Source organism: uncultured Kriegella sp. (assembly GCF_963975415.1).
Classification (GTDB): domain Bacteria; phylum Bacteroidota; class Bacteroidia; order Flavobacteriales; family Flavobacteriaceae; genus Kriegella.
Map to the genome: position 1 here is coordinate 253,835 of NZ_CAXBGN010000003.1, position 26,671 is coordinate 280,505.

General features: G+C 40.5%; 22 protein-coding genes. 11 read left to right on the forward strand and 11 right to left on the reverse strand.

The window, feature by feature from the left end; genetic code table 11:
• Positions 1-48 precede the first annotated feature (48 nt).
• Entirely contained in the window at positions 49-1,188 is a 1,140-nt protein-coding gene (locus AACZ88_RS07765; RefSeq protein ID WP_339708626.1) for an OmpA family protein, read from the forward strand.
• Here AACZ88_RS07765 and AACZ88_RS07770 read toward each other — a convergent pair whose 3' ends face one another.
• Positions 1,189-1,977: an NIPSNAP family protein gene (locus AACZ88_RS07770; protein ID WP_339708628.1), complete on the reverse strand. Its 789-nt coding sequence runs from the start codon at positions 1,975-1,977 to the stop codon at positions 1,189-1,191.
• 208 nt (positions 1,978-2,185) lie between these two features.
• Here AACZ88_RS07770 and AACZ88_RS07775 point away from each other — a divergent pair, with 208 nt between their 5' ends.
• The 4 genes from AACZ88_RS07775 to AACZ88_RS07790 all read left to right on the forward strand — a co-directional run bounded on the left by AACZ88_RS07775 (position 2,186) and on the right by AACZ88_RS07790 (position 5,469).
• A complete protein-coding gene (locus AACZ88_RS07775) occupies positions 2,186-3,490 on the forward strand; it encodes an MFS transporter (protein ID WP_339708630.1) in 1,305 nt (434 codons plus the stop codon).
• 174 nt (positions 3,491-3,664) lie between these two features.
• A complete protein-coding gene (locus AACZ88_RS07780) occupies positions 3,665-4,426 on the forward strand; it encodes an NYN domain-containing protein (protein ID WP_339708632.1) in 762 nt (253 codons plus the stop codon).
• 88 nt (positions 4,427-4,514) lie between these two features.
• The gene (locus AACZ88_RS07785) at positions 4,515-4,943 is read left to right on the forward strand and encodes a hypothetical protein (protein WP_339708634.1); all 429 of its coding nucleotides are present in this window, start codon (positions 4,515-4,517) and stop codon (positions 4,941-4,943) included.
• 82 nt (positions 4,944-5,025) lie between these two features.
• Positions 5,026-5,469, forward strand: a complete 444-nt coding sequence (locus AACZ88_RS07790) for a hypothetical protein (protein WP_339708636.1) — start codon at positions 5,026-5,028, stop codon at positions 5,467-5,469.
• Between the two features lie 137 nt (positions 5,470-5,606).
• Here AACZ88_RS07790 and AACZ88_RS07795 read toward each other — a convergent pair whose 3' ends face one another.
• Positions 5,607-6,146 carry a DUF2911 domain-containing protein gene (locus tag AACZ88_RS07795; RefSeq protein WP_339708638.1) on the reverse strand — a complete coding sequence of 180 codons (540 nt, stop codon included), beginning with the start codon at positions 6,144-6,146 and terminating at the stop codon, positions 5,607-5,609.
• A gap of 240 nt (positions 6,147-6,386) precedes the next feature.
• On the opposite strand from AACZ88_RS07795, the gene asnB reads away from it, so the two are divergent.
• Together asnB and gyrB are read left to right on the forward strand one after the other, a co-directional pair.
• Complete coding sequence (gene asnB, locus AACZ88_RS07800; RefSeq protein WP_339708640.1) at positions 6,387-8,057, forward strand: asparagine synthase B; 1,671 nt, start codon at positions 6,387-6,389, stop codon at positions 8,055-8,057.
• 235 nt (positions 8,058-8,292) lie between these two features.
• Positions 8,293-10,248: a DNA topoisomerase (ATP-hydrolyzing) subunit B gene (gene gyrB, locus AACZ88_RS07805; protein WP_339708642.1), complete on the forward strand. Its 1,956-nt coding sequence runs from the start codon at positions 8,293-8,295 to the stop codon at positions 10,246-10,248.
• Between the two features lie 77 nt (positions 10,249-10,325).
• On the opposite strand, the gene AACZ88_RS07810 is transcribed toward gyrB, so the two are convergent.
• A complete protein-coding gene (locus AACZ88_RS07810; RefSeq protein WP_339708643.1) occupies positions 10,326-12,056 on the reverse strand; it encodes a hypothetical protein in 1,731 nt (576 codons plus the stop codon).
• 283 nt (positions 12,057-12,339) lie between these two features.
• Positions 12,340-12,711, reverse strand: a complete 372-nt coding sequence (locus AACZ88_RS07815; protein WP_339708644.1) for a hypothetical protein — start codon at positions 12,709-12,711, stop codon at positions 12,340-12,342.
• 297 nt (positions 12,712-13,008) lie between these two features.
• Between AACZ88_RS07815 and AACZ88_RS07820 the strand changes: the two genes are divergently transcribed.
• On the forward strand, positions 13,009-13,935 hold the full coding sequence (locus AACZ88_RS07820) for a malate dehydrogenase (protein WP_339708645.1): 927 nt from the start codon (positions 13,009-13,011) through the stop codon (positions 13,933-13,935).
• Positions 13,936-14,096: 161 nt separating this feature from the next.
• On the forward strand, positions 14,097-17,075 hold the full coding sequence (secDF, locus tag AACZ88_RS07825; protein WP_339708647.1) for a protein translocase subunit SecDF: 2,979 nt from the start codon (positions 14,097-14,099) through the stop codon (positions 17,073-17,075).
• A gap of 64 nt (positions 17,076-17,139) precedes the next feature.
• On the opposite strand, the gene AACZ88_RS07830 is transcribed toward secDF, so the two are convergent.
• The 7 genes from AACZ88_RS07830 to folE all read right to left on the reverse strand — a co-directional run bounded on the left by AACZ88_RS07830 (position 17,140) and on the right by folE (position 23,120).
• Positions 17,140-18,378: an ATP-binding cassette domain-containing protein gene (locus tag AACZ88_RS07830; RefSeq protein WP_339708649.1), complete on the reverse strand. Its 1,239-nt coding sequence runs from the start codon at positions 18,376-18,378 to the stop codon at positions 17,140-17,142.
• Between the two features lie 103 nt (positions 18,379-18,481).
• Complete coding sequence (locus AACZ88_RS07835) at positions 18,482-19,009, reverse strand: GNAT family N-acetyltransferase (RefSeq protein ID WP_339708651.1); 528 nt, start codon at positions 19,007-19,009, stop codon at positions 18,482-18,484.
• A 4-nt stretch (positions 19,010-19,013) separates the two neighbouring features.
• Entirely contained in the window at positions 19,014-19,508 is a 495-nt protein-coding gene (locus tag AACZ88_RS07840; RefSeq protein WP_339708653.1) for a DUF192 domain-containing protein, read from the reverse strand.
• 46 nt (positions 19,509-19,554) lie between these two features.
• Positions 19,555-20,526: a prolipoprotein diacylglyceryl transferase gene (lgt, locus tag AACZ88_RS07845; RefSeq protein WP_339708655.1), complete on the reverse strand. Its 972-nt coding sequence runs from the start codon at positions 20,524-20,526 to the stop codon at positions 19,555-19,557.
• A gap of 122 nt (positions 20,527-20,648) precedes the next feature.
• Positions 20,649-20,870: a membrane protein insertion efficiency factor YidD gene (gene yidD, locus AACZ88_RS07850; RefSeq protein ID WP_339708657.1), complete on the reverse strand. Its 222-nt coding sequence runs from the start codon at positions 20,868-20,870 to the stop codon at positions 20,649-20,651.
• Positions 20,871-20,942: 72 nt separating this feature from the next.
• Positions 20,943-22,424, reverse strand: coding sequence for a cysteine--tRNA ligase (gene cysS / locus AACZ88_RS07855; RefSeq protein ID WP_339708659.1), 1,482 nt, complete (start codon positions 22,422-22,424; stop codon positions 20,943-20,945).
• A 15-nt stretch (positions 22,425-22,439) separates the two neighbouring features.
• Entirely contained in the window at positions 22,440-23,120 is a 681-nt protein-coding gene (gene folE, locus AACZ88_RS07860; RefSeq protein ID WP_339708661.1) for a GTP cyclohydrolase I FolE, read from the reverse strand.
• Positions 23,121-23,257: 137 nt separating this feature from the next.
• Here folE and AACZ88_RS07865 point away from each other — a divergent pair, with 137 nt between their 5' ends.
• Together AACZ88_RS07865 and AACZ88_RS07870 are read left to right on the forward strand one after the other, a co-directional pair.
• Positions 23,258-25,060 carry a T9SS type B sorting domain-containing protein gene (locus AACZ88_RS07865; protein ID WP_339708663.1) on the forward strand — a complete coding sequence of 601 codons (1,803 nt, stop codon included), beginning with the start codon at positions 23,258-23,260 and terminating at the stop codon, positions 25,058-25,060.
• Positions 25,061-25,179: 119 nt separating this feature from the next.
• Positions 25,180-26,622, forward strand: a complete 1,443-nt coding sequence (locus AACZ88_RS07870; RefSeq protein WP_339708665.1) for a T9SS type B sorting domain-containing protein — start codon at positions 25,180-25,182, stop codon at positions 26,620-26,622.
• Positions 26,623-26,671 lie beyond the last annotated feature (49 nt).

A 26,671-nucleotide genomic window follows, 5' to 3' on the forward strand; every position in this document is an offset into this window, starting at 1 on the left:
TTATTTTATAGCAATGCTACTTTAGGCGCTACCGAATTCAGTTTTGAAATGTCTATTTTTAGATCCCTTAAGATTTTTACAGTGCTATTTTCCATAAAACATCTCATTTGCGCGGTTTGTTTGCTTAATGCGGTAGAGGGCCCATCTCAAAACCTGGTTCGAAACCCTAGTTTCGAGTTTTTTAAAAGCTGCCCGAAAAGATTGGGGAATTTTGATGACGATTTACTTTTTTGGTCCATTCCCACTAACGGTTCGACCGACTATTTTAATATTTGTAGTGCCGAAATGGGTGCTCCTGAAAACTTCAATGGCAGGCAACACCCTAGTTTCGGAGAAGGCTATGCTGGGTTTTACTTATATGCTCCCGATGATTATCGAGAGTACTTGCAAGGTGAGTTGACCAACACTTTAGTTAAAGGAAAAAAATATCGCATATCGTTCTATGTGAGTTTGGCAGAACGGTCAGCCTTTGCTATAAAGGAATTCGGGATTCTATTTTCAGACGAAAAGTTGTACATGCCTATAAAAAAGGAGCTTTCTAAAAGACAGTTGTACAAAATTAAGGACAACGCTTATAATTATTTAGAAATCGGGTGTTCCAATTTTTATTCAGACACCAAAGATTGGGTTTTGGTACATACACAGTTCGTGGCCAAAGGCACGGAAAAATATTTAACCTTGGGAAATTTTAAAAACAATAATCGAACACGGCGCTTTAAAACCAAAAAAGAGACTAAACAAGGAAGTTATTATTACATCGATATGGTTGCGGTAAATACCGTTGATACACCTCCTGCAACAACTGTTTTAGATTCAGGGTCTTTGGAGTTGGATAAAACACATGTTTTTCCAAACATTCTATTTCCATTCGATACCTTTCAATTGTTAGAATCGGCAAAAGCCGATATTAAGAAACTATTTATTCTTTTGAAGAATGATTCATCATTGCAAATTACAATTGATGGGCATACCGATAATGTAGGTGCTGAGGCTTATAACCAACAACTTTCAGTGCATCGTGCCAAGGCAGTGGCAGCATATTTAATAAGATTAGGAGTGGCGCCACATAGAATAAAGTGGCGCGGATTCGGAGGGTCGAGGCCGGTAGCTGCAAACGATACAACGTACGGACGACAGCGAAACCGGCGGGTGACTTTTGTTATTACCAGACGGCCGACTCAATACTAGTTAATAATCGGAATATTCGGTAGGGTAAAGGAGTAAGATATCGGCTTTACTAACCGTGTTCTTGTACTTTTGCATAGCTGATATCTCTTTCCATTTTGGGGCAGAAAAAAATGCATCCCAATGTTCGTCCCTGCTCTTTTGATCCGTAAACGTTGTTAAATACATCAGATTTGGCATTCGATCCCCAGAAAGCACTTCGGCATAAAAAACGGCATTAAATCCTAAGCTGTCGAAGAGGGTAACTTCCCCGCCCGCATTGAACATATCCACTTTCCTCCAATAAAGGGATTCTGTAGGTGATTCGTAGCTGCGCAGTTCGTATACCCTGTCTTTTCTTGGGCCTTTTACCTCAGATGCTTTCATTGAAGGCATATCGGCGAAGGCACGCATAAACGTTGAGGTGAAATGTTCGTAGGGAGGGTTGTTGTGGGCTGCATTGATGTATGCTGAACCAGCCGATTGATAAGCCTTGTCATTGGCAAGATTCTCATCCAATTTTTCAAACTGATCAAAAGATTTAAAAGGAATCAAAACATATATTTTGTTCGCCGCTACATAGTTGGTTGGGCGTACCTTAAATACGCCAACGGCGTCGATGCCCATTCGTTTAAGTGCCGGTAAATATGCCGACTTTAAATAGGTGTCGGTTGCATTCTCTTGTTTTTCATTGGCTAAAGTATACGTTTTGAGCTGGTAATATTCCCTTTTTTGTTCTTGTGCCCACAGGTTCGAAGTTGTGACAAAAGCAAAAAATACAGTAAATAGGAGGGGGCGAATTATTGTGTTCATAAGTATTTAAATTTTAAAACGGTATCAAACTTAGTAAAGACAGGGCATATATACAATGTGGAATAACCAAGAGGGTGGTTATAAGCTTTTTTTAGGGTTTAGTATGGCCAAAAGTCTAGTTTTTGGTTGGCCATCTTTTTCGGAATAAGCTCAAGTTGTACAAGATTGCATCACTCTAAACCATTACCTTTGCCCCTTTCTTTAAATTATGGTTAGTTCCGATCGTTTTTCAATTGTAAAACCTGTCAAAAGTCCGATTTTTTACGGCTATGTAGTGCTGTTAATAGGAACCATTGGTATTTGGGCCAGTATTCCCGGGCAGACTATTGGTGTATCGGTTTTTACCGACCCCGTAAAAGATGCATTGGGGCTTTCAAGAAACCAGTTCAGCAATGCGTATATGATCGGCACTATAGTAAGTTCTTTGATAATCAGCAGGGCCGGTGTTTGGTTTGATCGTTACGGTGCACGATATGTAGCCTTTTTCGCGGCAATTGTATTGGCACTTGCCGTGGTGTTGTGCTCATGGTCGGTGCAAATGAGTAATTTTGTCAAGCAGTTGATGAACCAAGATACATGGGTGGTGCCTTTTACTATCATGACCGTGTTATTCTTTATGCTCCGGTTTGCCGGTCAAGGCGTGCTGACCATGGCGTCAAGGAATATGATTATGATTTGGTTCGATAAGAATAGGGGAAAAGTAAACGCCTTTAGTAGTGTGGCACTTTCCTTTGGTTTTTCTTCATCTCCACTATGGATAAATGCCCTGATTGAAGGCAATGGTTGGCAGGGGGCTTGGCGGATTATGGCACTGGGGCTGCTTGTTTTTGCATTTCTTGTATTGCAATTGTACAAAAACAGACCGGAAGATTATGGTTTTGTGCCCGATGGAACAAACACTTCAAAAGCAACCGATACCGGCACCACTACTGAAACCATTCAATACAATCTTTCTCAGGCCAAAGGTACTAGAGCTTTTTGGATGTATGGCCTTATATTGGCATTCAATAGTTTTTTTATAACCGGACTTACTTTTCATGTGGTTTCTATTTTTGGAAGTGAGGGCTTTCCGAAAGAAGATGCAATTTCGATTTTTCTACCCGGGTCCGTTGTGGCGGTAACGGTATCTACCGTATTCAATTTTTTAAGTGATTATCTGCATTTAAAACTGTATTTGTACTTGATGATCTTTGGAGGATTATTGGCATCGGTTGGCTTGTTGTTTTTGCCATCAGTCATCGGAATACCTTTTTTGGTTGGAGGGTTTGGAATTATGGGCGGTTTTTTTGCGGTACTTAATACGATTGTATGGCCTCGATTTTTTGGACGCACCAATTTAGGCGCAATTACAGGTAAGGTTATGTCATTTTTAATATTGGCGAGCGCTTTGGCTCCAACGCTCTTCAGTCTTTGCTTCTCTACTTTTGATTCGTACCGCCCGCTTGGGTATTTAGGGCTGGTCTTTTTAGTGTTTTTGGGCATTGCTTCAATAAAAGCCAATAATCCACAATGACTTGGTAGCAAGAAATTGATTTGGTTTTTAGGAAAGTTTTTTTAATCGCATATCAAATTTTCCAATACAACACAACACAACACAACACATCCACAAAATTGACCTCAGTATTCTAGCTGAGTAGAGACAATTTACCCAAAAACCCCGTAACTTGCGTGAAAATCAAAATAAATCATGGATTTAAATTTAGCGGTATTGATTGATGGTGATAACATTCCGTCGGCTTATGTAAAAGAGATGATGGAGGAAATCGCCAAATATGGCAATCCCACCATTAAACGCATTTATGGAGACTGGACCAACCCGCGATTGGGCAAATGGAAAAATGTGCTCTTAGAGAATGCCATTACGCCTATTCAGCAATACGGCTACACGGCAGGCAAAAATGCTACGGATTCGGCCATGATCATTGATGCTATGGATATTCTCTATTCGGGAAAGGTCGACGGCTTCTGTCTCGTAAGTAGTGATAGTGATTTTACGCGTTTGGCAACACGCCTTCGGGAAGCGGGCATGCAAGTATTTGGTATCGGTGAGAAGAAAACACCCAATCCATTTATCGTAGCCTGTGATAAATTTATTTATATTGAGATTTTAAAAAACCAATCTGAAGAAGATACTACAGAAAACACTCTTCGTAAATCGACACCTAAAAGCAATGTGGATAAGATTACTGCCAAAGAAATTAAGTTGATTTCAAGTACGATCGAAGATGTAGCGGAAGATGATGGCTGGGCTTTCTTGGGTGATGTTGGAAGTCTGTTGCAGAAAAAGCAGCCCAATTTCGATTCTCGGAATTATGGTTTTCAGAAGTTGACCCCTTTAATTGGGGCCATAGCTAATTTTGAAGTAGAACGTCGTGAAGATTCACGCGGACGAAATAAGCTCATTTATGTTAAGATAAAAGAGAAAAAACATTCACGTTCAAATAAATAACGGGTAATTCAGTTCTAGCATGATTTTTGAATAACAACTACAAATTTCTATATTTAGAGATGAATACTAACCCTATACATATTGTAAAATGAAAAATATCATAATGAAATCGTTAGGCATTGTAGTGTTGGCAACAATTTTTCTAAATACTTCGGTACACGCTAATACGCCTGATTCTGGGAATGGAATGTTTTCCTACGGTACGACTGTTTTAAAAGACAACCTTTCAGGTGGTTGGGCCTATTCCGTTGAAGATGCGCCCGAGGGCTACAAAAAAGGATTTTTATTGATTATCAAAGAAGATAACGGTTACAAGGTTCAAATACAAGTGGGCAACGCTACCATGCTTGGTGAAAATGTTTCGGTAAAGAAAAATACAATCAGTTTTAAGGTTCAGGTTGAGGGGGAAAGCGTTTCAGTGGTGCTTACCGCAAATGGCAGTAAGATTTCGGGAACAAGCACTTCATCGGCCGGCGTTCTAAATATCAGCGGAACAAAAAGTCTATCCGCTGGGTAATAAACCCTAAGTTCTGAACGTTTTCAAAGTAGTTAATTTGAACCCTGTGAAATTCGATAGCGATTTCGGTAAATTACAGCCTATGAAACGAAAATTTTCAAATGCTACGTTACAAAAATTATTTGCTGCTTTTTTATTGATTTGCTCGGGTTTGGTAACACTACAGGCCAAAGAGCTCGATATAAGGGAAAACAGCCATTTGGAAAATAACGTTCCTGTCAATAAGAATGATGTTGTCGGGCGCTGGCTCTACACTATTGCCGATGTGGCTTATGAATACAGTCGGGGCGCTCTTTATATCTCCGAAGAGAATGGCGTATACATAGTAGAAGTTCATGTTAATAATGATACCATACACGGTCAAAATATTAAAGTAGCGCAAAATAAAATAACCTTCGACCTACAAATTGAGGGGAGCAAGGTAGGGGTGACATTAAGGGCTGTCGGTGATAAGCTTTCAGGTGAAAGTTCTTCTTCCGAAGGTGTTTTTAAAATAGAGGGCAAGAGAAAAGCGCAACCCCAATAAAGGTTATTTTTATATAGTATCTAGAGCATCTTGCGAAGTATGGTTTAGGTACTTTTTTACATAAAAATAAATCGGCCGTCTAACATTTAGACGGCCGATTTTTTGTTACTACTCGTTTAGTTTTTTTTTGTTGGAATTTAAAATTTGATGGGCAAAGAAGCTCTTGCTTTGTCCCAGCCCATTAACATGGTGGCTCCACCATTGGCCTCGTCAAATGCAATTGAAAATGCATCTAATGATTCGCCGCTCGAACTAACACTGCCTTTAACACGTGCAACATCAGCATCCTCGTCATAAGAATAGGCTCCCCACTGGTTCAAGTTACTGTTCAGTATAAAAGTCCATTCTTTTTCGCCAGGTATGGTAAAAAGGGCATAAGTTCCTGCTTTTACTGATTCTCCTCCAAAAACGACATCTTTGTAGAATGTGATTTCAGCAGCTTCGTTGGCTCCGGTTCTCCAAACTTTTCCATTAGGTGCAAGTTGAGAAAGGGTACGGCCTTTTAGCTGAGGTCGGCTATAGGTGACACGAACAACTTTAACAGGTTCTTTATAACTAGATGGATAGGTAGCCATATCCATCGGACTTTTATCAAGCCCGTTGAACTTTTGAGCATTCGTTTCGGTAAAACATACTAGGGTGATAATCAGGGTAGTAATTGTAAGTAAATTTTTCATAATCTCTATTTTTGATTTTGCTAAAACTAAGTAGTATTCCATATACTATTTACTAAAAAGTCGTTAAATTTTATCTAGCTTACATACTAGATTAATTTTGTCAATTGTTGATGTTTTTTCTTATGTTTTATAATTTTATAGTCATATTAAGTTTTAATATGAAGCCTAAATGTTTATTTATGTTTTCTAATTGAAACTTTAATAGCATCTTTGTCTTTCATTTGAAATAAAAAATAGGTTATGTGTGGAATTGTATGTGCATTTGATGTAAAGGAAAGTACCGAAGTTTTAAGGCCTCAGTTACTCGAAATGTCGAAGAAAGTAAGACATAGAGGTCCGGATTGGAGTGGGATTTATGCAGATGATAAAGCTATTTTAGCTCATGAAAGGTTGTCAATTGTTGATCCTGCGTCAGGAAAGCAGCCATTGTTCAGTCCTGATAATAAATTGGTACTTGCCGCCAATGGTGAAATATATAATCATAGAGAGCTTCGAAAGCAATTTGAGGGAAGATATGATTTCCGTACGGAATCGGATTGCGAGGTCATTTTGGCATTGTATCAAGAAAAGGGAGTTGATTTTATTGATGAAATGAACGGTATTTTTGGTTTTGCCATTTACGATGCCGAGAAGGATGAATATTTTGTAGCTCGAGATCATATGGGTATCATTCCTTTGTATATGGGATGGGACCAGAACGGAACCTTTTATGTGGCCTCTGAGCTCAAGGCTTTGGAAGGTACCTGTACAAAAATTGAGCTTTTTCCTCCAGGTCATTACCTGCATAGTAAAGATGGTGAGCTAAAAAAATGGTATTCCCGAGATTGGATGGAATATGATGCGGTTAAAGAAAATGAAACCAGTATTCAAAAGATAAAAGAAGCTTTAGAGGCTGCCGTACATAGACAATTGATGTCAGATGTGCCTTATGGCGTGTTGCTTTCCGGAGGGCTTGATTCCTCTGTGACTTCTGCCATTGCAAAAAAATATGCACAAAAGCGTATCGAATCAGATGATACAACTGATGCTTGGTGGCCGCAATTACACTCTTTCTCTGTGGGGTTGGAAGGATCTCCCGATTTAGCAGCAGCTCGGAAAGTAGCAGATCATATCGGCACGGTGCACCATGAGATTAAATTTACGATACAAGAAGGTTTAGATGCGATTAAAGATGTTGTTTATAACTTGGAGACGTATGATATTACTACAATAAGGGCTTCTACCCCGATGTATTTAATGGCCCGAGTCATTAAATCAATGGGTATAAAAATGGTGCTTTCCGGTGAGGGTGCCGATGAGCTTTTTGGAGGATACCTTTATTTTCATAAAGCACCCAACGATAAAGAATTTCATGAAGAAACTGTACGTAAATTGAGCAAATTGCATATGTACGATTGTCTTAGGGCCAATAAATCATTGGCAGCTTGGGGTATTGAAGGTAGGGTGCCCTTTTTAGACAAAGAGTTTATGGATGTTGCTATGCGTATTAACCCTAAAGATAAGATGATCAATGGGGAGCGCATGGAAAAGTGGGTTGTGCGCAAGGCTTTTGAAGATATGCTTCCAGAGAGCGTGGCATGGAGACAGAAAGAACAATTCTCTGATGGCGTAGGGTATAGTTGGATCGATACCTTGAAAGAATTGGTCAATGAAGAAGTGACAGATGAACAATTGGCCAATGCCAAGTTTCGTTTTCCACTTCAGACTCCGACCTCAAAAGAGGAGTTTTATTACCGTACGATTTTTGAATCACATTTCCCTTCCGATGCTGCCGCTCTATGTGTTCCGCAAGAGGCATCTGTAGCCTGTAGCACTAAGATCGCCTTGGAGTGGGACGAAGCGTTCAAGAATATGAATGATCCATCGGGTCGGGCGGTAGCCAAAGTGCATACCGATGCATATGAGAAGTAGCAGGTAGACAAGCGAAGCTCTGGTAGCGCTAATTTAAATGATATAAAACCCCTATTTTTTAATAGGGGTTTTCTTTTATAGAAACTATTGATTTCGGTGTATAATACGACAGTATATTTTCCACATTTATTGTTGATAACTTCAAGGTTAAAAAAAAGCCAAAGACCTATATTTCATAGGGTATTGCGTATATTTGCTAGATTGCCAAAATTAGAATGAAAACAACCTTTAATTTATGAGCGAAGAAGCAAAAAACGAGGAACCAAAAAAGAATAAGTATTCTGCCGATAGTATTCAGGCCCTTGAGGGAATGGAGCATGTTCGCATGCGACCATCAATGTATATTGGTGATGTTGGGGTGCGAGGGTTGCACCATTTGGTCTATGAAGTTGTCGATAACTCTATCGATGAGGCTATGGGCGGGCACTGTGATACGATAAGTGTCGTAATAAACGAAGATAATTCAATTACCACACGTGATAATGGTAGGGGTATTCCGGTAGATCTGCATAAGAAAGAAGGTGTTTCTGCATTAGAGGTGGTTATGACCAAGATTGGTGCTGGTGGGAAATTCGACAAAGACTCTTATAAGGTTTCCGGGGGTCTGCATGGTGTTGGGGTTTCGGTTGTTAATGCACTTTCCAATCATTTAAAAGCCACGGTACATAGAGACGGTAAAATTTGGGAGCAAGAGTACGAACGAGGTAAGGCCATGTATCCTGTGAAAAGTACGGGGGAAACGACAGACCGTGGTACAGAGGTTACTTTTCATCCCGACGATACCATTTTTGCCCAGACAACAGAATTTAGCTACGAGACCTTGGCTAATCGTATGCGTGAGTTGTCTTTCTTGAACAAGGGGGTTACCATAAGTATTACGGATAAACGTCAAAAAGACGAGAAAGGAGAATTTGTTGGTGAAACATTTTATTCTGATGAAGGACTAAAGGAATTCATCAAGTTTCTTGATGGGAATCGAGAGCCATTGATTCAGAGTGTTATTGCTATGGAAGGGGAGAAGAACGATATTCCCGTAGAGGTGGCGATGATTTACAATACATCGTATACTGAGAACCTACATTCCTATGTAAATAATATCAATACCCATGAAGGGGGAACACACTTATCGGGATTTCGAAGGGGCCTTACGACTACACTGAAGAAATATGCCGATGCTTCAGGAATGTTGGATAAACTAAAATTTGAGGTACAGGGAGATGATTTTAGAGAGGGGTTGACCGCAATTGTTTCGGTTAAAGTTGCCGAGCCACAATTTGAGGGACAGACTAAAACCAAATTGGGAAACAGGGAAGTTTCATCTGCTGTTTCACAGGCAGTTTCAGAAATGTTGACCAATTATCTAGAAGAACATCCTGATGATGCCAAGGTCATTGTACAAAAAGTGATTTTGGCCGCACAAGCCCGACATGCCGCTACCAAAGCACGTGAAATGGTTCAGCGTAAAACGGTGATGAGTATTGGTGGTTTGCCAGGAAAACTCTCCGATTGCTCTGAACAAGACCCAACACTTTGTGAGGTATTTCTCGTTGAGGGAGATTCGGCAGGGGGTACGGCCAAACAAGGTAGGGACCGTAATTTTCAGGCGATTCTTCCCTTGAGAGGAAAAATACTCAATGTTGAAAAGGCGATGCAGCACAAGGTATTTGAGAATGAGGAGATTAAGAATATATATACCGCATTGGGGGTAACTATTGGTACCGAAGATGATAGTAAAGCGTTGAATCTTGAAAAATTGCGCTATCATAAGGTGGTTATCATGTGTGATGCCGATGTTGATGGTAGCCATATTGAAACACTGATATTGACCTTCTTCTTTCGTTATATGAGGGAGCTCATTGAGGGTGGGCACGTTTATATTGCGACCCCGCCTTTATATTTGGTGAAGAAGGGGACCAAAAAGCGATATGCATGGAGTGATAAAGAGCGTGACGAAATTGCCGATAGTTACAGCGGTGGTGTTAGTATACAACGATACAAGGGTCTTGGAGAGATGAATGCAGAGCAATTGTGGGACACTACGATGAATCCTGATTTTCGAACATTGAGACAGATAACCATTGATAATGCTACAGAAACCGATCGTGTTTTTTCTATGTTAATGGGGGATGAAGTGCCGCCTCGTAGAGAGTTTATCGAGAAGAATGCAGTATATGCCAATATTGACACCTAATATTTTTACATTTTAGGATGCCTTTTAAAAGCAAAAACCCAACGATTTTAATCGTTGGGTTTTTGATTTTTATAATATTATTTGATTCGGGAGCCAGAAATTTCTATATCAGCTGTTGCCCAACTTTTTTTCAATAATAATTTCATTTGAGCGGCCTTTTCATGATCATTAAGTTTTTCATATGCCAATTTTAGACCATGTTGGGCCCATCCGTTTTTGGGTAAACGTTCTAAATCTTTGTGATACGTTTGTATGGCATCGGTGTAAAGTCCCGCTTCTATTTGAACAGCGCCTAAATGATGCCGTACAGAGAAAAACCAATCGGGAGGCTCGTTGTAGTTTAATCGGTCTTCCAAGGCGACTGCTTCCTGTAAGACCGCAATACCTGCCGCAAATTTTCCTTCTTCGGCCATAATTTCCCCTAAAAGTACCTTTTGCGCTATGTTGACCAAATCGGAGGTTGAATTAATATCCCAAATTGTTACTTCCTTAAGCGTTTCATTGCTTTTGAGCTTATCAAGTTTCGACAACGATTCTTTTGACTTGAGAAGGTTATTTTTTCTTAGATGAGCGATTCCTTCGGTATAATGCTGTATGGCTTGGATGTATGGCAAATTATATGAATTTAATTTCATGTCAAGTATGGCATCCCATTGACCAAGTTTTACGGCGACATAATAAGGAATAACATAATAGTGTTGAAGGGTTCCCCAACCGATCTCTTTCATAATATCAGGATGCACGTGCTCTGAAACCTTATGGGCTCCGATCATGGCCCATTTGCTATTGCCTTCTAAAGTTGCCGTTGCCGCCAAAAAATGATAATTGTGTGGATAGTATGCCAAGGGGTACGCACCTTGGGCGTGGCATTTGGTGACATATGTACTGTCTGCCGCAATGGCATTAATGTTGGCTAGAGTTCCTTTATGGTAATCACCGGTTCTTATGTAGACGTGTGAGGCCATATGCACCAAATGGCCAGCTCCGGAAGCTAGTCCGTCATCAAATACTTTTGCTGATTGATAGGCGCGTTCCGGTGTGTCTGACATTTCTACGGCATGAATGTAAAAGTGGTTTGCGCCAGGATGCTTCGGGTTTATGGCTAAGATTTTTTCCAAAAGATTTTCGATTTCTAATGCCCATGGCCTGGGCAGACCATTTTTGTCGTATAGGTCCCAAGGGTGTAGGTTCATTATTGATTCTGCGTAAATGGTGTTGATTTCAGTATCGTCAGGATAGGCAGCACTTACTTTTTTCATGGCATCGGAATAGGCGAGATCAAGTTCATCTCTGTTTTCCACTGGTTTTTCTGCATACCTATAGGTCATCGCGGTGATAAGGGCCTTTTCTTTAGCGGTCGCATTGTCTTTTAGCTCGTTGGCCATTTTTATAGCCTTATAAGCCCGTTGGTAATTATCGTCTTCCATGCCGGCATTGTAATTTGGGCCAAGTACATACGCATATCCCCAATAGCACATGGCGCAATCGGGGTCTAATTTTGTTGCATAATAAAAGGATCTTGCCGCTTCTGCATGATTGAAACCGTAAGCCAAAAGTAGGCCTTGGTCAAAGTACTTTTGAACTTCACTGTTTTGGGTGGTTATAGGGTAGTGTACGGCGTTCAAACCATCGAATAGTGGTGCTTTATTGTTTTTTGTATACCAAGTGGCATCGGTAACTTGGGGTGCGCACCCATATTTAGATTCAGCAGTTGCCTGAACAATGATTTTCTTTTCAGGATTTTGTCGATTTTTGCAACAGACGATGAAGAGTATTAGTAGTGGAGAAAGATATCGTAATTTATTCATGGTCTTAAAAGTTGGTTGATCCATGAATGTACTAAAAATCGAAATGCTAATATCTAAGTAATTATTAAATATGCAAATATTTATAGAGTCTTCGGTACCCTATATGTGATAAATAGTACAATGTTTCTAATTCTTTAGGGTTTTTGAATGGAGTATGAGTTATATATATGTTCCATGATGGATACAAAAAAAACCGTGCGAAAACACGGTTTTTGGTTCCAATTCCCAAGGTTTGCCCGTCATTTATGACGGACGCTGCCTCGGGGTTTTTATCTTTAGTGTTTTATTCTCTTATTGCCAAAACATTTCCATCGACGTCTTCCAATTGCTCGCCTTTAGAAGATTTTTTTAAAATAGCAATGTCATCAGCTTTTTCCAGTCCTGGATAGGTTATGGTGTAAACCCCGTCGATTTCGACCCACTCAAAATCAGTTTTCGTGGTAATGGTTCCCCCTTCAATAATCTGGTACCTTCCAAGATAGGCATCGTTGAAAATCCATTCAGAGCGTATCGTTCGATTTTCAGACTTGCCACTTATTGTGGTGCTGTTATTGGTCCATATTCCGATTACAGGGTCGTTGTTTTCAGCTATACGTGAACAGTTGCTCAATGATATGATTGTTATGATAGCAAGAAATGAAAATGCTTTTTTCATTTTGTAGGTTTTTTCTTATTTGGGCTTCTAAATATGAACGCATAACAGTCAAGAGGTATTGCTATTATTCGATGTACTACCAATAATTTTGTTTTTCTTCGTTGAAGCGTCGTTTTCTTTAACATTATGTCTACTCATCTGACCGTTAATGTCATTCGTCTAAATATATTTGCAACTCGTCGAATTTTAAAAATGCCTTTTTATGAGGAGATTAATCCGTATTTCGGACGCACGATTAAGTAAAGAATATGTATTTTTGTTCCTATTCAAAATGATCAAATACTAAAATTTAAACATATGAAAGTTACTGTTGTAGGTGCAGGTGCTGTTGGTGCAAGTTGCGCCGAGTATATTGCTATTAAAAATTTTGCTTCAGAAGTCGTTTTGCTCGATATCAAAGAAGGTTATGCCGAAGGAAAGGCGATGGATTTAATGCAGACCGCATCATTAAACGGTTTTGACACCAAAATAACGGGAGTAACGAGCGACTACTCGAAAACAGCAGGAAGCGATATCGCTGTGATAACCTCAGGAATACCTCGCAAACCAGGAATGACGCGCGAAGAGTTGATTGGAATTAATGCAGGAATTGTGAAAACGGTGTCATCAAGTTTATTGGAACACTCCCCCGATGCTATTTTAATCGTCGTCAGCAATCCTATGGATACGATGACATATTTAGTACACAAGACAACTAATTTGCCCAAACATAAGATTATAGGTATGGGTGGGGCCCTTGATAGTGCTCGATTTAAATACCGGCTTGCCGAAGCCCTAGAGGCTCCCATTTCCGATGTTGACGGTATGGTTGTAGGCGGGCATAGCGATACAGGTATGGTTCCTTTGGTTTCGCATGCTACGAGGAATAGTATTAAGGTTACCGAGTTTTTATCCGATGAGCGTTTAGACCAAGTTGCCGCAGATACCAAAGTTGGTGGGGCGACACTTACCAAACTATTGGGTACAAGTGCATGGTACGCACCAGGGGCAGCTGTTTCGGGCCTTGTTCAGGCCATAGCTTGCGACCAAAAGAAAATGTTTCCTTGTTCTACTTTTTTAGAAGGTGAGTACGGTCTGAATGATATTTGTATCGGTGTTCCGGTAATCTTAGGGAGAAACGGAATTGAAAAAATCGTTGACGTACCTTTAAGTGATGCCGAGAAAAATAAGATGCAGGAAAGTGCTGCGGGAGTGAAGAAAACTAACGGCTTGCTAGAGGTATAATCCGAGGCATCCCTTTACCTTAATATAAAAACATCCGCCTGGCTTTATGGTTAGCGGATGTTTGTGTTTTACAATAACTTGTAAATATGTTGTTAAATCCTAAGGGAAAATCATATATTTGCACGCTGTTAGAAAAAGCATACACGTAATAAATACAATCCATGCAAAATAAAGGACTTATAAAGCTTTTTGCTTTCTTGTTCGGGCTAGTAAGTATCTACCAACTATCCTATACTTTTATTACCAATAAAGTCGAAAATGAGGCTGAGGCCTTTGCGATAAGTCGCATAGCTGATACCTCCGAGGGTTACCTCTCGGAGCGCGAAGCACTAGAGGCGCGGTATTTAGATTCCATTGGCCACAATTCTCAATTCGGGTATACAACCTACGATGAGGCCAAGAAAAAGGAATTGAACAAGGGGCTGGATCTTAAAGGGGGAATCAACGTAACCTTACAAATATCGGTGAAGGATATTTTGAAAGGTTTGGCGAACAATACTAAAAATCCGGTTTTCAATAAAGCCCTTGCAGATGCTGATTTAGCTTCTAAGAGTAGTGATGACAGATATCTGGATTTATTTTTTGAGGCTTTTGATAAAATCAAAGGTGATACGAAATTGGCATCGCCCGATATATTTTTTACCAAGAGTCTGAGCGATGAAATTCAGACGATGGATGCCGATGATGCGACTGTCAAAAGAATTATTGAGACCAAAGTCGATGAATCTATAGTGTCGGCTTTCGAGGTTTTACGTGAACGTATCGATGGATTTGGAGTTACCCAGCCTAATATTCAAAGAGAAGGAAACTCAGGTCGTATCTTGGTCGAATTACCTGGTGTTCGGGATATTTCACGTGCTCAGGATTTATTATCCAGTACAGCACAATTGGAATTCTGGGAAACCTACAGCTCTAGCAACCAAAGTATTTCAAACTTTTTGATTTCTGCTAATGAGAAATTAAAGACGTTAATCGACACAGCGACAGTGGAGACACCTGTGAAAGAAGAATCGGAGTTGGATTCTTTGCTTTCAGATGTAGCGCAGGATTCTTTGGATCTCGCAAGTCAAGTGAACCCGCTTTTAGATTTAATTGCTGGCCCGGGTAGCCAACATGCCGTAGCTAAATTTGCGATTAAAGATACCGCCAAGGTTGGAGCTTATTTACGTATGCCCCAAATACAACGCTTGATACCGAGTGATATCCAATTCATAAAATTCTTATGGGAGCGTCCTTCTACTGAAGATACGGAAGTTGTTGATCTTTATGCGCTTAAGTCGAATCGTGAAGGTGTACCCAGAATAAGTGGTGATGTCGTAAGCGATGCAAGAGCTGATTTTGATCAATTTAGTAAACCAGCGGTCTCTATGACCATGAATACAAGGGGTGCCAAAGAATGGGAAGACTTAACAGGTGATGCTTACAATAATAAAACCGGTATTGCAATTGTACTTGATAATAAGGTATACACTGCACCGGGTGTGTCAACCGGTCCTATTTCCGGTGGTCGTTCTGAAATCACAGGTACCTTTACAGTAAACGAAACTAAAGATATCTCGAATGTTTTGCGTGCAGGTAAGTTGCCCGCATCTGCCGAAATAATTCAATCTGAAATTGTTGGACCTTCGCTAGGTCAAGAAGCTATTGATAGTGGTTTTAGGTCCTTTTTGATTGCCATGACCGTTGTTTTGGTCTGGATGGTTTTCTATTATGGCAGGGCGGGACTTTTTGCAGACATCGCCTTATTGCTGAATATTCTATTGATTTTTGGAGTGTTGACCAGCTTGAGTGCGGTATTGACTTTGCCAGGTATTGCCGGTATCGTTTTGACCATCGGTATGTCGGTTGATGCAAACGTTCTAATTTTTGAACGGATTAAGGAGGAGTTAGCCAAGGGCAAGGGTAAATCACAGGCTATTTCAGATGGTTTCGGTAATGCGTTGTCATCAATTCTAGATGCCAATATTACTACTGGGCTTACGGCATTAATTTTGTTCGTATTTGGTTCAGGTCCGATTAAAGGTTTTGCTACTACCTTATTGATAGGTATTCTGACCTCATTGTTTACGGCCATATTCATTACCCGTTTATTGGTAGATTGGTATATCAGTGGAAAAACGCGAAGACTTGATTTCTCGACCAATTTGACCAAGAACTTATTTACAGGTATCAATATCGATTTCTTGATCAAACGAAAAATAGCTTATATATTTTCACTTGTATTGGTAGGTATTGGAATATTTTCGTTGGCCACTAATGGTTTGCAGGAAGGTGTTGACTTTATTGGAGGGCGTTCATATCAAGTTCGATTTGAAAAAGAAGTTAATCCTTCGGAAATCGCATCAGAACTTAATGAGGTTTTTGGAAGTGGTACCAAAGTCAAAGAATTTGGTGATGCCAATCAAATTAAAATTACGACACCATACAAGGTTGATGTTGAAGGTATAGCAGTTGATAACGAAATTCAAGACAAGTTGTATACTGCCCTGCAGAAGTATTTACCGAGTGGTATATCGTACGACGACTTTGTTGTCGGAAGTGCCGACAAATCCATAGGTATATTGCAATCGGTAAAAGTAGGGCCGACTATTGCCGATGATATTAAAAACAATGCGTTTTTGGCTATTTTAGGATCTTTGGCCGTTGTTTTCCTTTATATCTTGTTCCGATTTAGAAAATGGCAATTTTCTTTGGGAGCGGTTACGGCAGTATTTCATGATGTATTGATTGTGTTGGGTATCTTTTCGTTGACCAGTAATATAATGCCTTTCAATATGGAGATCGATCAAGCGTTCATTGCAGCCATTCTAACGGTGATTGGATACTCGCTGAACGATACGGTGGTAGTATTTGATAGAATTCGAGAAATTGTTTCGGAAAAGGGTTGGAAATCGGGAGAGAATATTAATTCGGCGGTCAACAGTACATTAGGTAGAACCTTGAATACCTCGATGACCACATTGGTGGTACTTTTAACCATCTTTGTTTTTGGTGGTGAATCGCTTCGAGGCTTTATGTTCGCAATGATAATTGGTGTAATCGTGGGTACTTATTCATCTGTGTTTATCGCCACACCTGTAATGTTCGACACGATTAAGAAAAAGATTTTGTCTGGCAATGCCGATAAAATCGTAAAGTAGCCTTTTACATTATATAGTACATAAAAATCCGTTTGATTTTCATTATTGAATTCAAACGGATTTTTTAATGCACTTTTCCCTTAGAGCCTTCCTTTGTGGTGCTGAGTTCATAAATATGGTCGGGATCGAGGTTTTCTTCTTTCCTGTGGGAGACAAACACTATCGCCGTATTACTTTCTTTGGCGAACTTATTGACTAGGGCAACGAACATGGCTGCACTCTGATCATCTAAACCGGCTGTGGGCTCATCTAATATTAATAACAATGGATGTTTTATCATGGCGCGTACACACATGACCATGCGTTTTTGACCCATGGTGAGGTCATGAAAATGAACGTCTTTTATATGCCACATATCTATTAACGTCAACCATTGTTTTGCAAGTTTCAGTTGTATTTCTGTAGGTCGAACATACAGTCCAACTGAATCATTGAGACCTGAAATCAGCATATGTTCAAGGCTATGGTAGCCAGTGAATTTGTCAGTCATCGAAGGAGTAAAGTAGCCGATATGTTTTTTGATATCCCAAACGCTTTCCCCGCTTCCTTTCTTGATTCCGAATAAATAAAGTTCTTGTCCATATCCTTTTGGGTTTTCACCGGTAATCATTGATAGAATGGTAGTTTTTCCACTTCCATTTTTCCCTACCAATTGCCAGAACTCTCCTTTTTTTATCTTCCAATTGATATTTTTTAGTATAGGATTTCCTGAATAAGAAACATTGATATTCCTGAGGTCGATGAGAACTTCGCCGTCGAAACGTAGTCGTTTGCTAGGTAAGGGAATTGCTCCCTCGAAATTGATGGAATTTCGAGAAGTGTTGGCAGAGGCAGCATCATCGTAAAATGTCAGCGTTCTTTTTTCGAGCCTTGCAAAAGTGTTGATAAAGGGCAATAAATCTTTTTTTCTACTTATGAGTTGAAGTAGCGATGTAGTATCTGAAATATGCTCAAGACGCTGTTTAAGTTTATTCTGGGAGGCAATATCTAAGTTGTCAAAAGGATTGTCTAGGATGATAAAGTGGGGGGTACCACCCAAGATATAATTCAAAAGCGCCTTTTTCTGTTCGCCACTTGACATAGTTTTTAAACTTTGGGTCGTACCCGAGGTGATAATTTTGGTATCATGGCGGTCTTCCTCATCAATAAACTTTTCTAGCGTTAATTTGGAGAACAATGCGCCGGTAGCTCCTTTAAGTTCCTCGAAGCCCTCGGGAATAGTATTACTGAAGAGGCTGTCAATTAAATACCCTTTATCGGAGGTATTATCGATAAAAACAGCCCAATGTTTTGTTTGGGACATACCAATGGATTTAATTGCGAAGTTATGCTTCTATCGGAAAATCGCAAAAGCGAAACTTAGGGAATTTTAAATTAAGATAAGATCCCATTCGATCGGTTTCAGATTATGTGATTTTGGGATTGGTTCTAAAAATGTGCACGGGATTTTTGTTGTAGACTGTTGTCTTATCTTTTAGCATTCCTATTTTTAAAGCCACTTTTTGAGAAGGAGTGTTGTCGATATGTATGATGCTAATCAATGAATCTGAGAGGTTGTTTTTTAAAGCATGTGATTTACAGGCCTGGGCGGCTTCCGAAGCGAAACCCTTTCGCCAATAAGAGGGGAGGATCGAGTAGCCTATTTCCAGTTCCGAAACTTCATCAACGGTTTGAACTAAAAGCCCGCACAGGCCGACTAGGGCTTCATTCTTCTTTTGAATAAGAACATTCATGCCGCCGAGTTTTTTCTCATACCGCTCAAAAACACGTTCAAATTGTTCTTTGCAGGCTTGTTTTGGGTCTGAAGGTAGACCTTCCCAGTATTGCGAGGATCGTGGGTCTTCATGAAACGGAAGCCATAAATTAAAATCAGAGGCCTTAAGTTTTCGAAACCGTAATCTTTCCGTTTCTTGATTCTCGAGCAACAGATGCATGGTGCTAAAGTCTTTTGAAAGAAATGCTGTCGCCTACTTGCAAAGACCATTCCGCTACCATACCGGCATTTACTTCAAGAACATATTTTATAGGTACTTTAGATGATAGCCCCTTCTGGTTGTAGGGCTCGGCGTTTTCTTGGAAACTGGCAATGCGTAAATCATCTCCGATAAAAATAATATCTAATGGAAACTGCGTGTTTTTCATGTAAAATGAATGCATAGCGGTATCTGGGAATATGAAAAGCATACCTTGTTTGGCTTCCATTGAAGTTCGATACATTAAACCGGTTTGGGTTTCATAGTCGCTTTCGGCGATTTCAATGTCAAGCTCTGCCAATACGGAGTCATTTTCGGTATGATATAGGGTAAGCTCCCCTTCCTTTACAAAGGTGACAGGTTCGGTCTTGATGGCCGTTTTTGGAGTTTCTTTACAAGACAGAAGGCTTATCGATATTGCAGCGAAATACAAGGCTATTTTAGGGCGTTTCATAGTCATAATATTCGTTTTAAAATAAAAGGATTGGCCGAATAAAGTTGGCAATCTACTTTTTACCCGTAATTGAACTGGGTCTGAACATGAAATACAGCCCTATGATTATAAATGGAATACTCAGCCATTGTCCGGTGGAAAGGAGTCCTAAAGATTCTTCGAAACCGCCCTGGCTTTTTTTGACGAATTCAACGAAAAAGCGTACCGTCCATAGCAATACCAAAAAGAGACCGAATAAATAACCGGGCTTATTTTTCTTGTCAGTCTTCCAATAAAGGTGGTATAGGATTAAAAAAACAAAGATATAGCAGAATCCTTCATACAATTGTGCAGGATGCCGATAAGGGATCTGTGCCAAGTAATCTGCAAACTGCGGATTGTTCACCAGGGCGTCGTAAGCGGCAGGGACCGATTTTTCTTGGGTAATGCCCATAACTTGGGCGGGATGCATGTCATCTGAGTCTCGAACGAACTTAGTGGCAAAAATGAAAGATTCATCGGTAGTCTTACCATTGATTTCCGAATTGAAAAAATTGCCCAAACGTACACAAAAGGCACCAATAGCGACAGGAATTACGATACGGTCCAATATCCATAGCATTTTGAACTCGGGAAATTTTCGCGTATAGAGATACATGCCGATGATGATTCCTATGGCGGCGCCATGACTGGCCAATCCTGTGAAACCTGTGAATTCGTACCCTTTTATCAATCCGAAGAATAAACTTTCATCTGCACTTTCCCGTATGGGTAATAGTATTTCCGCTAAATGATTTTGATAGTAAGGCCAGTCATAGAAAAAAACATGACCTAAACGTGCGCCAAGCATGGTGGCCAACACGGTGTAAATAAAAAGTGAATCTAGCTGTTCTACCGTCTTTTTTTCATTCGTGAAAATTCGCTTCATAATAAACCACCCAAGCGCAAAGGCGACGATCCAAAGGAGATTGTAATATTTGATCTGTAAAGGGCCGAGACTGAAAATTGTTTCGTTCGGATTCCAGATAAAGCTTAAAAAGTGCATATGGTGTATTTTACGGCGCTAAAGATAATAAAATTGGTGTGGGGTTATTCCGTTTATAATTTTTAAAGTGCACGGTTGATGGTTAAAATTAACCTAAAATCTGTGTAAGTGTATTAAATGCCCTATGGCACCGGGTCATATCCTTTTCCGCCCCAAGGGTGACAGCTGAAGATTCGTTTTATCGCGAGCCAACCACCTTTAAAAAGCCCGTGTTTTTGAAGCGCTTCCAACGTGTATTGGGAACAAGTAGGGGAGTAGCGGCATGCAGCAGGTGTATACGGTGAAATTGCATACTGGTAAAATTTGACCAAAAAAACGAAAGGGGCTATGAGTATTTTTTTCATAAACTCTGAACTTCTTCTATTGCCGGCAGCTATTTCAAATGAGGCCCTTTGGGATTTAAAAGGCAAAACGGACTAAGAAACGCTAAATGTGGTGCCGTCTTTTCCATCTTTCAATTGAATGCCCAAAGCCGTCAACTGATCACGTATTTTATCTGAAGTAGCAAAATCTTTGTTGGCCCTGGCATCGTTACGTAATTCGATCAAAAGCGCTACAACGCCTGATAGCTTACTTGAATCATTGGCGTGCATACTTTTGCTTTCCAAGCCTAAGACTTCGAAAACAAAGGCATCCATGATTTGGGTCAACGCTTCTTTGTCTTCGGAAGTGATGGTTTTTTTTCCTTCTTTGATCAGGTTGATGTACTTGACGGCGTCGAATAAATTGGCAATTAAAATCGGCGTGTTGAAATCGTCGTTCATGGCATTGTAACATTGCTGTTTCCATTCGGAAATGGCAAAATCAGAACTATTTCCGGTATCTAAACCTTTAAGGGTTTCAATGGCATCCATCAATTTACCGTATCCTTTTTCGGATGCCAGAAGTGCATCGTTACTCAGGTCTAAAATACTGGTATAGTGGGCCTGCATCATAAAAAATCGTACGACGGAAGGAGAAAAGGCTTTACTCAGAATTTTGTTGTCTCCCGAAAAAATTTCCCCCGGTAGAATGTTGTTTCCAGTGGATTTGGCCATTTTTTTTCCATTCAGGGTCAACATGTTTGCATGTAACCAATAATTGACGGGTGAATGACCGTGGCTAGCTTCAGACTGCGCTATTTCGCATTCGTGGTGCGGAAACTTTAGATCCATTCCACCGCCGTGAATATCAAAAGTTTCCCCAAGATATTTGGTGCTCATCGCAGTACATTCCAAATGCCAACCGGGAAAACCATCGCCCCACGGCGAAGGCCATCGCATAATATGTTGTGGTTCGGCTTTTTTCCAGAGTGCGAAGTCTTGCGGACTTCTCTTGTCGTCTTGGGCAGAAAGTTCGCGGGTGTTCGCGATCATATCTTCTAATTTTCGCCCACTGAGCTTTCCATAAAGGTGAGCTTCATTGAATTTTTTTACATCAAAATAAACAGATCCATTTGTTTCATATGCATATCCTTTTTCGAGAATCTGTTTAATTATCTCGATTTGTTCTATGATATGTCCGGTAGCTGTAGGTTCTATGCTAGGTGGTAGAAAATTGAATTTTTCAAGAATGTTGTGAAAATCTACCGTGTATCGTTGCACCACTTCCATGGGTTCCAATTGCTCTAGCCGTGCTTTTTTTGCAATTTTGTCTTCACCGTCTTCGGCGTCGTCGACCAAATGGCCAGCATCCGTAATATTCCGTACATACCGTACTTTATACCCCAAATGTTTTAAATACCGAAAAATCATGTCGAAAGACATAAAAGTTCTGCAATTGCCTAAATGTACATTACTATAAACGGTCGGACCACATACGTACATGCCAATATGGCCTTCATTTAAAGGTTTAAGAACTTCTTTTTTACCGGAAAGGGAATTGTAAACTTTTAGGGATTGGTTTTTATACAATTGCATGGGGTGCTCAAACAATTAAAAATTGGTGTCAAGGTTGATGTAATCTAAAAATTCTCTACGAACCGCTTCTTCTTTGAATTTTCCGCCATATTCCGCTGTTACGGTACTACTTTCAATATCGCGTATGCCCCGTGAATTTACACAAAGGTGTTTCGCATCGATGACACAGGCAACATCTTCCGTATTCATTACCCTTTGAAGCTCTCTTACGATTTGAATATTCAAGCGTTCCTGTACTTGGGGGCGTTTGGCGTAATAATCGACGATTCGGTTCATTTTTGAAAGACCTACCACCGTTCCACCTGATATGTAGGCAATGTGAGCCCTGCCGACAATGGGAAGCAGATGATGCTCGCAAGTAGAGTAGAGTGTGATATTCTTTTCCACAAGCATTTCTCCATATTTGTACTTGTTCTTGAAAGTGGAAGATTTGGGTTTTCGATCAGGATGAAGTCCCCCAAAGATTTCGTTGACAAACATTTTGGCCACCCTGTTCGGAGTGCCCTTTAGACTATCGTCCTCTAAATCGAGTCCTAGTGTAAGCAAAATATCCCTTACGCTTTCTTTAATCCTTTCAATTTTGTCCTCATCGTTCAAAACGAACGCATCATTACGTAAAGGGGTTTCTCCTGAGGTTGAAACATGGTTGTTTCCCATTTCTTCAAAATGCTCTTCCAATGTACTATCGATTTTCATGCTACTGTGGCTAAAACGAATGGCAAAGATATACATAATATGGCACTTTATAGTTCATTAGCCCTGTTACGCAACATAAATTAGTGTTAACATAAAAGCCTATTTATTTTTATACTTTCCAAAAGTCATGCCTGCTCATGAAGCGCTCTTGTACAGTTATGGGTTTACTGTTTTTCTTGTGGATACCTGCATTATTTGCACAGGTTTCCCCTGATTGTGTCAATGCAATACCCATTTGTAACGATACTCCGATCAATGGTGGTGTTGATGGTTATGGTGACGATGATTTTAATGGAGCTTCAAGAACGGGGTGTTTCAAACAAGATTCGGGTACAGTAGAGTCGAATTCGGCATGGTACCGTTTTCGCACCGGAGCATCGGGGCAATTAGGGTTTAATATTGGTTTTGATGCCGAAGAGGATTGGGATTTTGCACTTTACGAGGCCAGTGACTGTACTGGTTTAGGGGAACCTGTACGATGTAATTTTTTCGATAACCGCAATAAGGCTTCTTTTACGGGTGTCGGTGTGGATCCTACCGGGACAACGGATACCGCCAGATATGACGAGTGGTTACAGGTCGAGGCCGGGCAAGACTATTATTTGTTGATCAACAATTTCAGTAATAACAATTCGGGATTTTCGATTCAGTTTTCGGGTAATATTTTTGTTACCAACCCCTATGATGCTTTAGATTGTTCTATAATCAACAATCTATTGGGGCCTCCAATATCGGCCTGTGAGAACGACAATATAGTACTTGATGCTACGACTTTTGCTGCTGTCGATTATGATTGGTTTATGGATACGGGTAATGGGTTTGAACCTATTCTTGGAGAAAATGGGCCTACCTTGCAGGCGACCGTCTCTGCTTTTTATCGAGTTCTAGTGGCGATGCCTTCGGGAGTTAATGTGATAAGTGACGTACAGGTAGCTTTTTCGGTAGTTCCTTCTACCTTTGCCTTATCAAATGATGCAATGTGTTCGAGCGATGACGTATTCGATCTTGGTTTAAAAGATACGGAGGCCCTGGGAAATCAGAATGCTGATGAATATATCGTAAGTTATCACGCATCTATGATTGACGCTGTCAACGGTAGTCAAAATCTACCAAAACAATATAATCCTGGTCCCGGGTTGCAGACCATTTATGTTCGGGTAACTTCATTGCGCAATCCGAAATGTTTTGATGCTTCACGCCAATTCGAACTTGACGTTCTAGAGACTCCTGACTTGATTTTTCCGGAGGAGGTATATTTGTGCCAAGATAGTTCAAGCATTTTGATCGGTGAATCAATTTCAGACCCCAAATTCACATATAGTTGGGATTCTGGTGAAAATACACCCATGATTTCTGTTTCCCAAGAGGGAGCGTACACGCTTACCGCTGTCAATGTTCAAAACGGTCTCAGTTGTGCTAATTCACGAACGGTACAAGTTGTTATCTCAAAACCACCGGCTATTGCCGATGTGATAATTGAAGATTTACAAAATAGAAATTCGGTTGAAGTACTTGTCGAAACGTCAGGTGATTTTGAGTACCAGCTTGACAATGGTAATTTTCAACTATCGAATATTTTTGAAGATGTTCTTCCGGGAATGCATGCCGTTACGGTGAATGATCTTTCCGGTTGTGGTTCGGTAACTGTAGAAATAATTGTGGTAGGCTTTCCTAAATTTTTCACTCCAAATGGGGATGGTGTCAATGACGGATGGACTATTAATGGAATTTCAAATTTAGACAGCCCCATACTGTCCATCCATAACCGTTATGGAAAATTGTTGTATCAAGTTGCTGGGACGGCTTCGAATTGGGATGGTACTTTTAATGGTCGTGCCGTACCTTCTGCCGACTATTGGTTTAGACTTACCTACAAAGATGAGAACGGACAACGAACGGAAGCGAAATATATCAATACTCATTTTGCCTTAAAGCGTTGAAGGTTCAAGCGGTGTTGGGCCATATCGATACCCCGCATAATTTACCGTTGAAATATACTAAATCTGGGGTGTTCGAGTTATACTATTGACCTATAGTTTAATGTTAGCCCCATAATACTATGCGAACACTAATTTGTGCTGTTGGCCTTTTGCTCCTTTTTTCGTTAGGGGTAGACGCGCAAAACTCCCCTGATTGTAGAACTGCTATTCCTGTATGTGCCGACACACCCATAATGGGTATGGCCGATGGTGCCGGGGACATTGAAGATTTTGACCCAGAAGTAATTCGAACAAGCGGGTGTCTTGAGCGCGGTAGTTTGACTCCTGGAGGAATCGAACACAATACCTCTTGGTTTGTATTTAGGGCTGGTACCGGAGGGCAAGTAGGTTTTGATATAGAGGCTTTGCCGGCGAATGGCTCTGGAAGCCCCACAGCTGAATGGGATTTTGCCGTCTATGGCCCTGATGCCGACTGTGCTGATATCAGTAGCGGAGAGGCCCAACCGATAAGATGCAACTACGAAGTAAACAATACGAATTTCACGGGTATTGGTGTGAATCCCGAAAATGGCCAAGTGGGAGCGCCTAACCTGCCCCAGAGTCAAAACACCTATGATGAATGGTTGGATGTTCAGCCTGGAGAAATTTACTATATCTTGATTAACAACTTCAATACGAATTTTGACGGCGACCCAGAACCGTTCATGTTGACCTTTACCGGAAATTCTGTGCAGGCAGACCAGAACACAGCCCTGGATTGTACCCTTAGGGATGAATTTTTAGGGTTGGATATTATTGCCTGTGAAAGTGATCCCGATATTACTTTAAGTGCGTTGAATACACCTGCAGGTTCTGATATTGCAAATGTAACTTGGACCGTCGATTACGAAGATGACGGGGTGGTCGATGATACGTTAACCGGCTCTGGCCCTTTTGGCGCTGAATATGTAGTCGCTAGCCCAAATTCAGGGCGCTATTTCGCCGAAGTGACAACCGCTTCCGGTTCACCGCCAACGGTTGCCGATGTGGGGGGTATTTTAATTACGTTTTTCGGAATACCTGTTTTGGATCGTGTTGAAATTTTAGATTCTAATTTGTCACTAGATCCTGATTTGAACAATATCGAAATTTTTGTTGATGGTGAAGGAAGTTATGAATATGCGGTTAACGGAGGCCAATTTCAAGATGACCCTGTTTTTAATGATGTTCCTCCTGGGATTAACACCGTTATTATCAATGATAAGAATGGTTGTGGTATTACCGAGCCTATAGAGTTTTTGGTTGTCGGTTACCCAAAGTTCTTTACACCTAACAATGATGGTGTTCACGATGTTTGGAGTGTCTATGGCCTTGAGACCATAAACGAGGCCACTTTATCTATTTTTGATCGTTACGGTAAACTATTAAGGCAATTAAATGCCAACACAATTGGCTGGGACGGTACCTTAAATGGTCGCCCTTTGCCTTCCACGGATTATTGGTTTCGGTTGGATCATGCTGGTCAGGAAGATGGCATCTTAATAGCGTCGCCTGTAAAATCGAACTTTACGCTTAAGCGATAATGAAAAATAAAAGACCGATTTTGACCGGTCTTTTAAATCGAAAGGGTTT

Bases quoted from the DNA above. Each gene is read 5' to 3' on its own strand.
- AACZ88_RS07765 (WP_339708626.1), top strand. From the start codon at position 49: ATGTCTATTTTTAGATCCCTTAAGATTTTTACAGTGCTATTTTCCATA.
- AACZ88_RS07770 (WP_339708628.1), bottom strand. From the start codon at position 1,977: ATGAACACAATAATTCGCCCCCTCCTATTTACTGTATTTTTTGCTTTT.
- AACZ88_RS07775 (WP_339708630.1), top strand. From the start codon at position 2,186: ATGGTTAGTTCCGATCGTTTTTCAATTGTAAAACCTGTCAAAAGTCCG.
- AACZ88_RS07780 (WP_339708632.1), top strand. From the start codon at position 3,665: ATGGATTTAAATTTAGCGGTATTGATTGATGGTGATAACATTCCGTCG.
- AACZ88_RS07785 (WP_339708634.1), top strand. From the start codon at position 4,515: ATGAAAAATATCATAATGAAATCGTTAGGCATTGTAGTGTTGGCAACA.
- AACZ88_RS07790 (WP_339708636.1), top strand. From the start codon at position 5,026: ATGAAACGAAAATTTTCAAATGCTACGTTACAAAAATTATTTGCTGCT.
- AACZ88_RS07795 (WP_339708638.1), bottom strand. From the start codon at position 6,146: ATGAAAAATTTACTTACAATTACTACCCTGATTATCACCCTAGTATGT.
- asnB (WP_339708640.1), top strand. From the start codon at position 6,387: ATGTGTGGAATTGTATGTGCATTTGATGTAAAGGAAAGTACCGAAGTT.
- gyrB (WP_339708642.1), top strand. From the start codon at position 8,293: ATGAGCGAAGAAGCAAAAAACGAGGAACCAAAAAAGAATAAGTATTCT.
- AACZ88_RS07810 (WP_339708643.1), bottom strand. From the start codon at position 12,056: ATGAATAAATTACGATATCTTTCTCCACTACTAATACTCTTCATCGTC.
- AACZ88_RS07815 (WP_339708644.1), bottom strand. From the start codon at position 12,711: ATGAAAAAAGCATTTTCATTTCTTGCTATCATAACAATCATATCATTG.
- AACZ88_RS07820 (WP_339708645.1), top strand. From the start codon at position 13,009: ATGAAAGTTACTGTTGTAGGTGCAGGTGCTGTTGGTGCAAGTTGCGCC.
- secDF (WP_339708647.1), top strand. From the start codon at position 14,097: ATGCAAAATAAAGGACTTATAAAGCTTTTTGCTTTCTTGTTCGGGCTA.
- AACZ88_RS07830 (WP_339708649.1), bottom strand. From the start codon at position 18,378: ATGTCCCAAACAAAACATTGGGCTGTTTTTATCGATAATACCTCCGAT.
- AACZ88_RS07835 (WP_339708651.1), bottom strand. From the start codon at position 19,009: ATGCATCTGTTGCTCGAGAATCAAGAAACGGAAAGATTACGGTTTCGA.
- AACZ88_RS07840 (WP_339708653.1), bottom strand. From the start codon at position 19,508: ATGACTATGAAACGCCCTAAAATAGCCTTGTATTTCGCTGCAATATCG.
- lgt (WP_339708655.1), bottom strand. From the start codon at position 20,526: ATGCACTTTTTAAGCTTTATCTGGAATCCGAACGAAACAATTTTCAGT.
- yidD (WP_339708657.1), bottom strand. From the start codon at position 20,870: ATGAAAAAAATACTCATAGCCCCTTTCGTTTTTTTGGTCAAATTTTAC.
- cysS (WP_339708659.1), bottom strand. From the start codon at position 22,424: ATGCAATTGTATAAAAACCAATCCCTAAAAGTTTACAATTCCCTTTCC.
- folE (WP_339708661.1), bottom strand. From the start codon at position 23,120: ATGAAAATCGATAGTACATTGGAAGAGCATTTTGAAGAAATGGGAAAC.
- AACZ88_RS07865 (WP_339708663.1), top strand. From the start codon at position 23,258: ATGAAGCGCTCTTGTACAGTTATGGGTTTACTGTTTTTCTTGTGGATA.
- AACZ88_RS07870 (WP_339708665.1), top strand. From the start codon at position 25,180: ATGCGAACACTAATTTGTGCTGTTGGCCTTTTGCTCCTTTTTTCGTTA.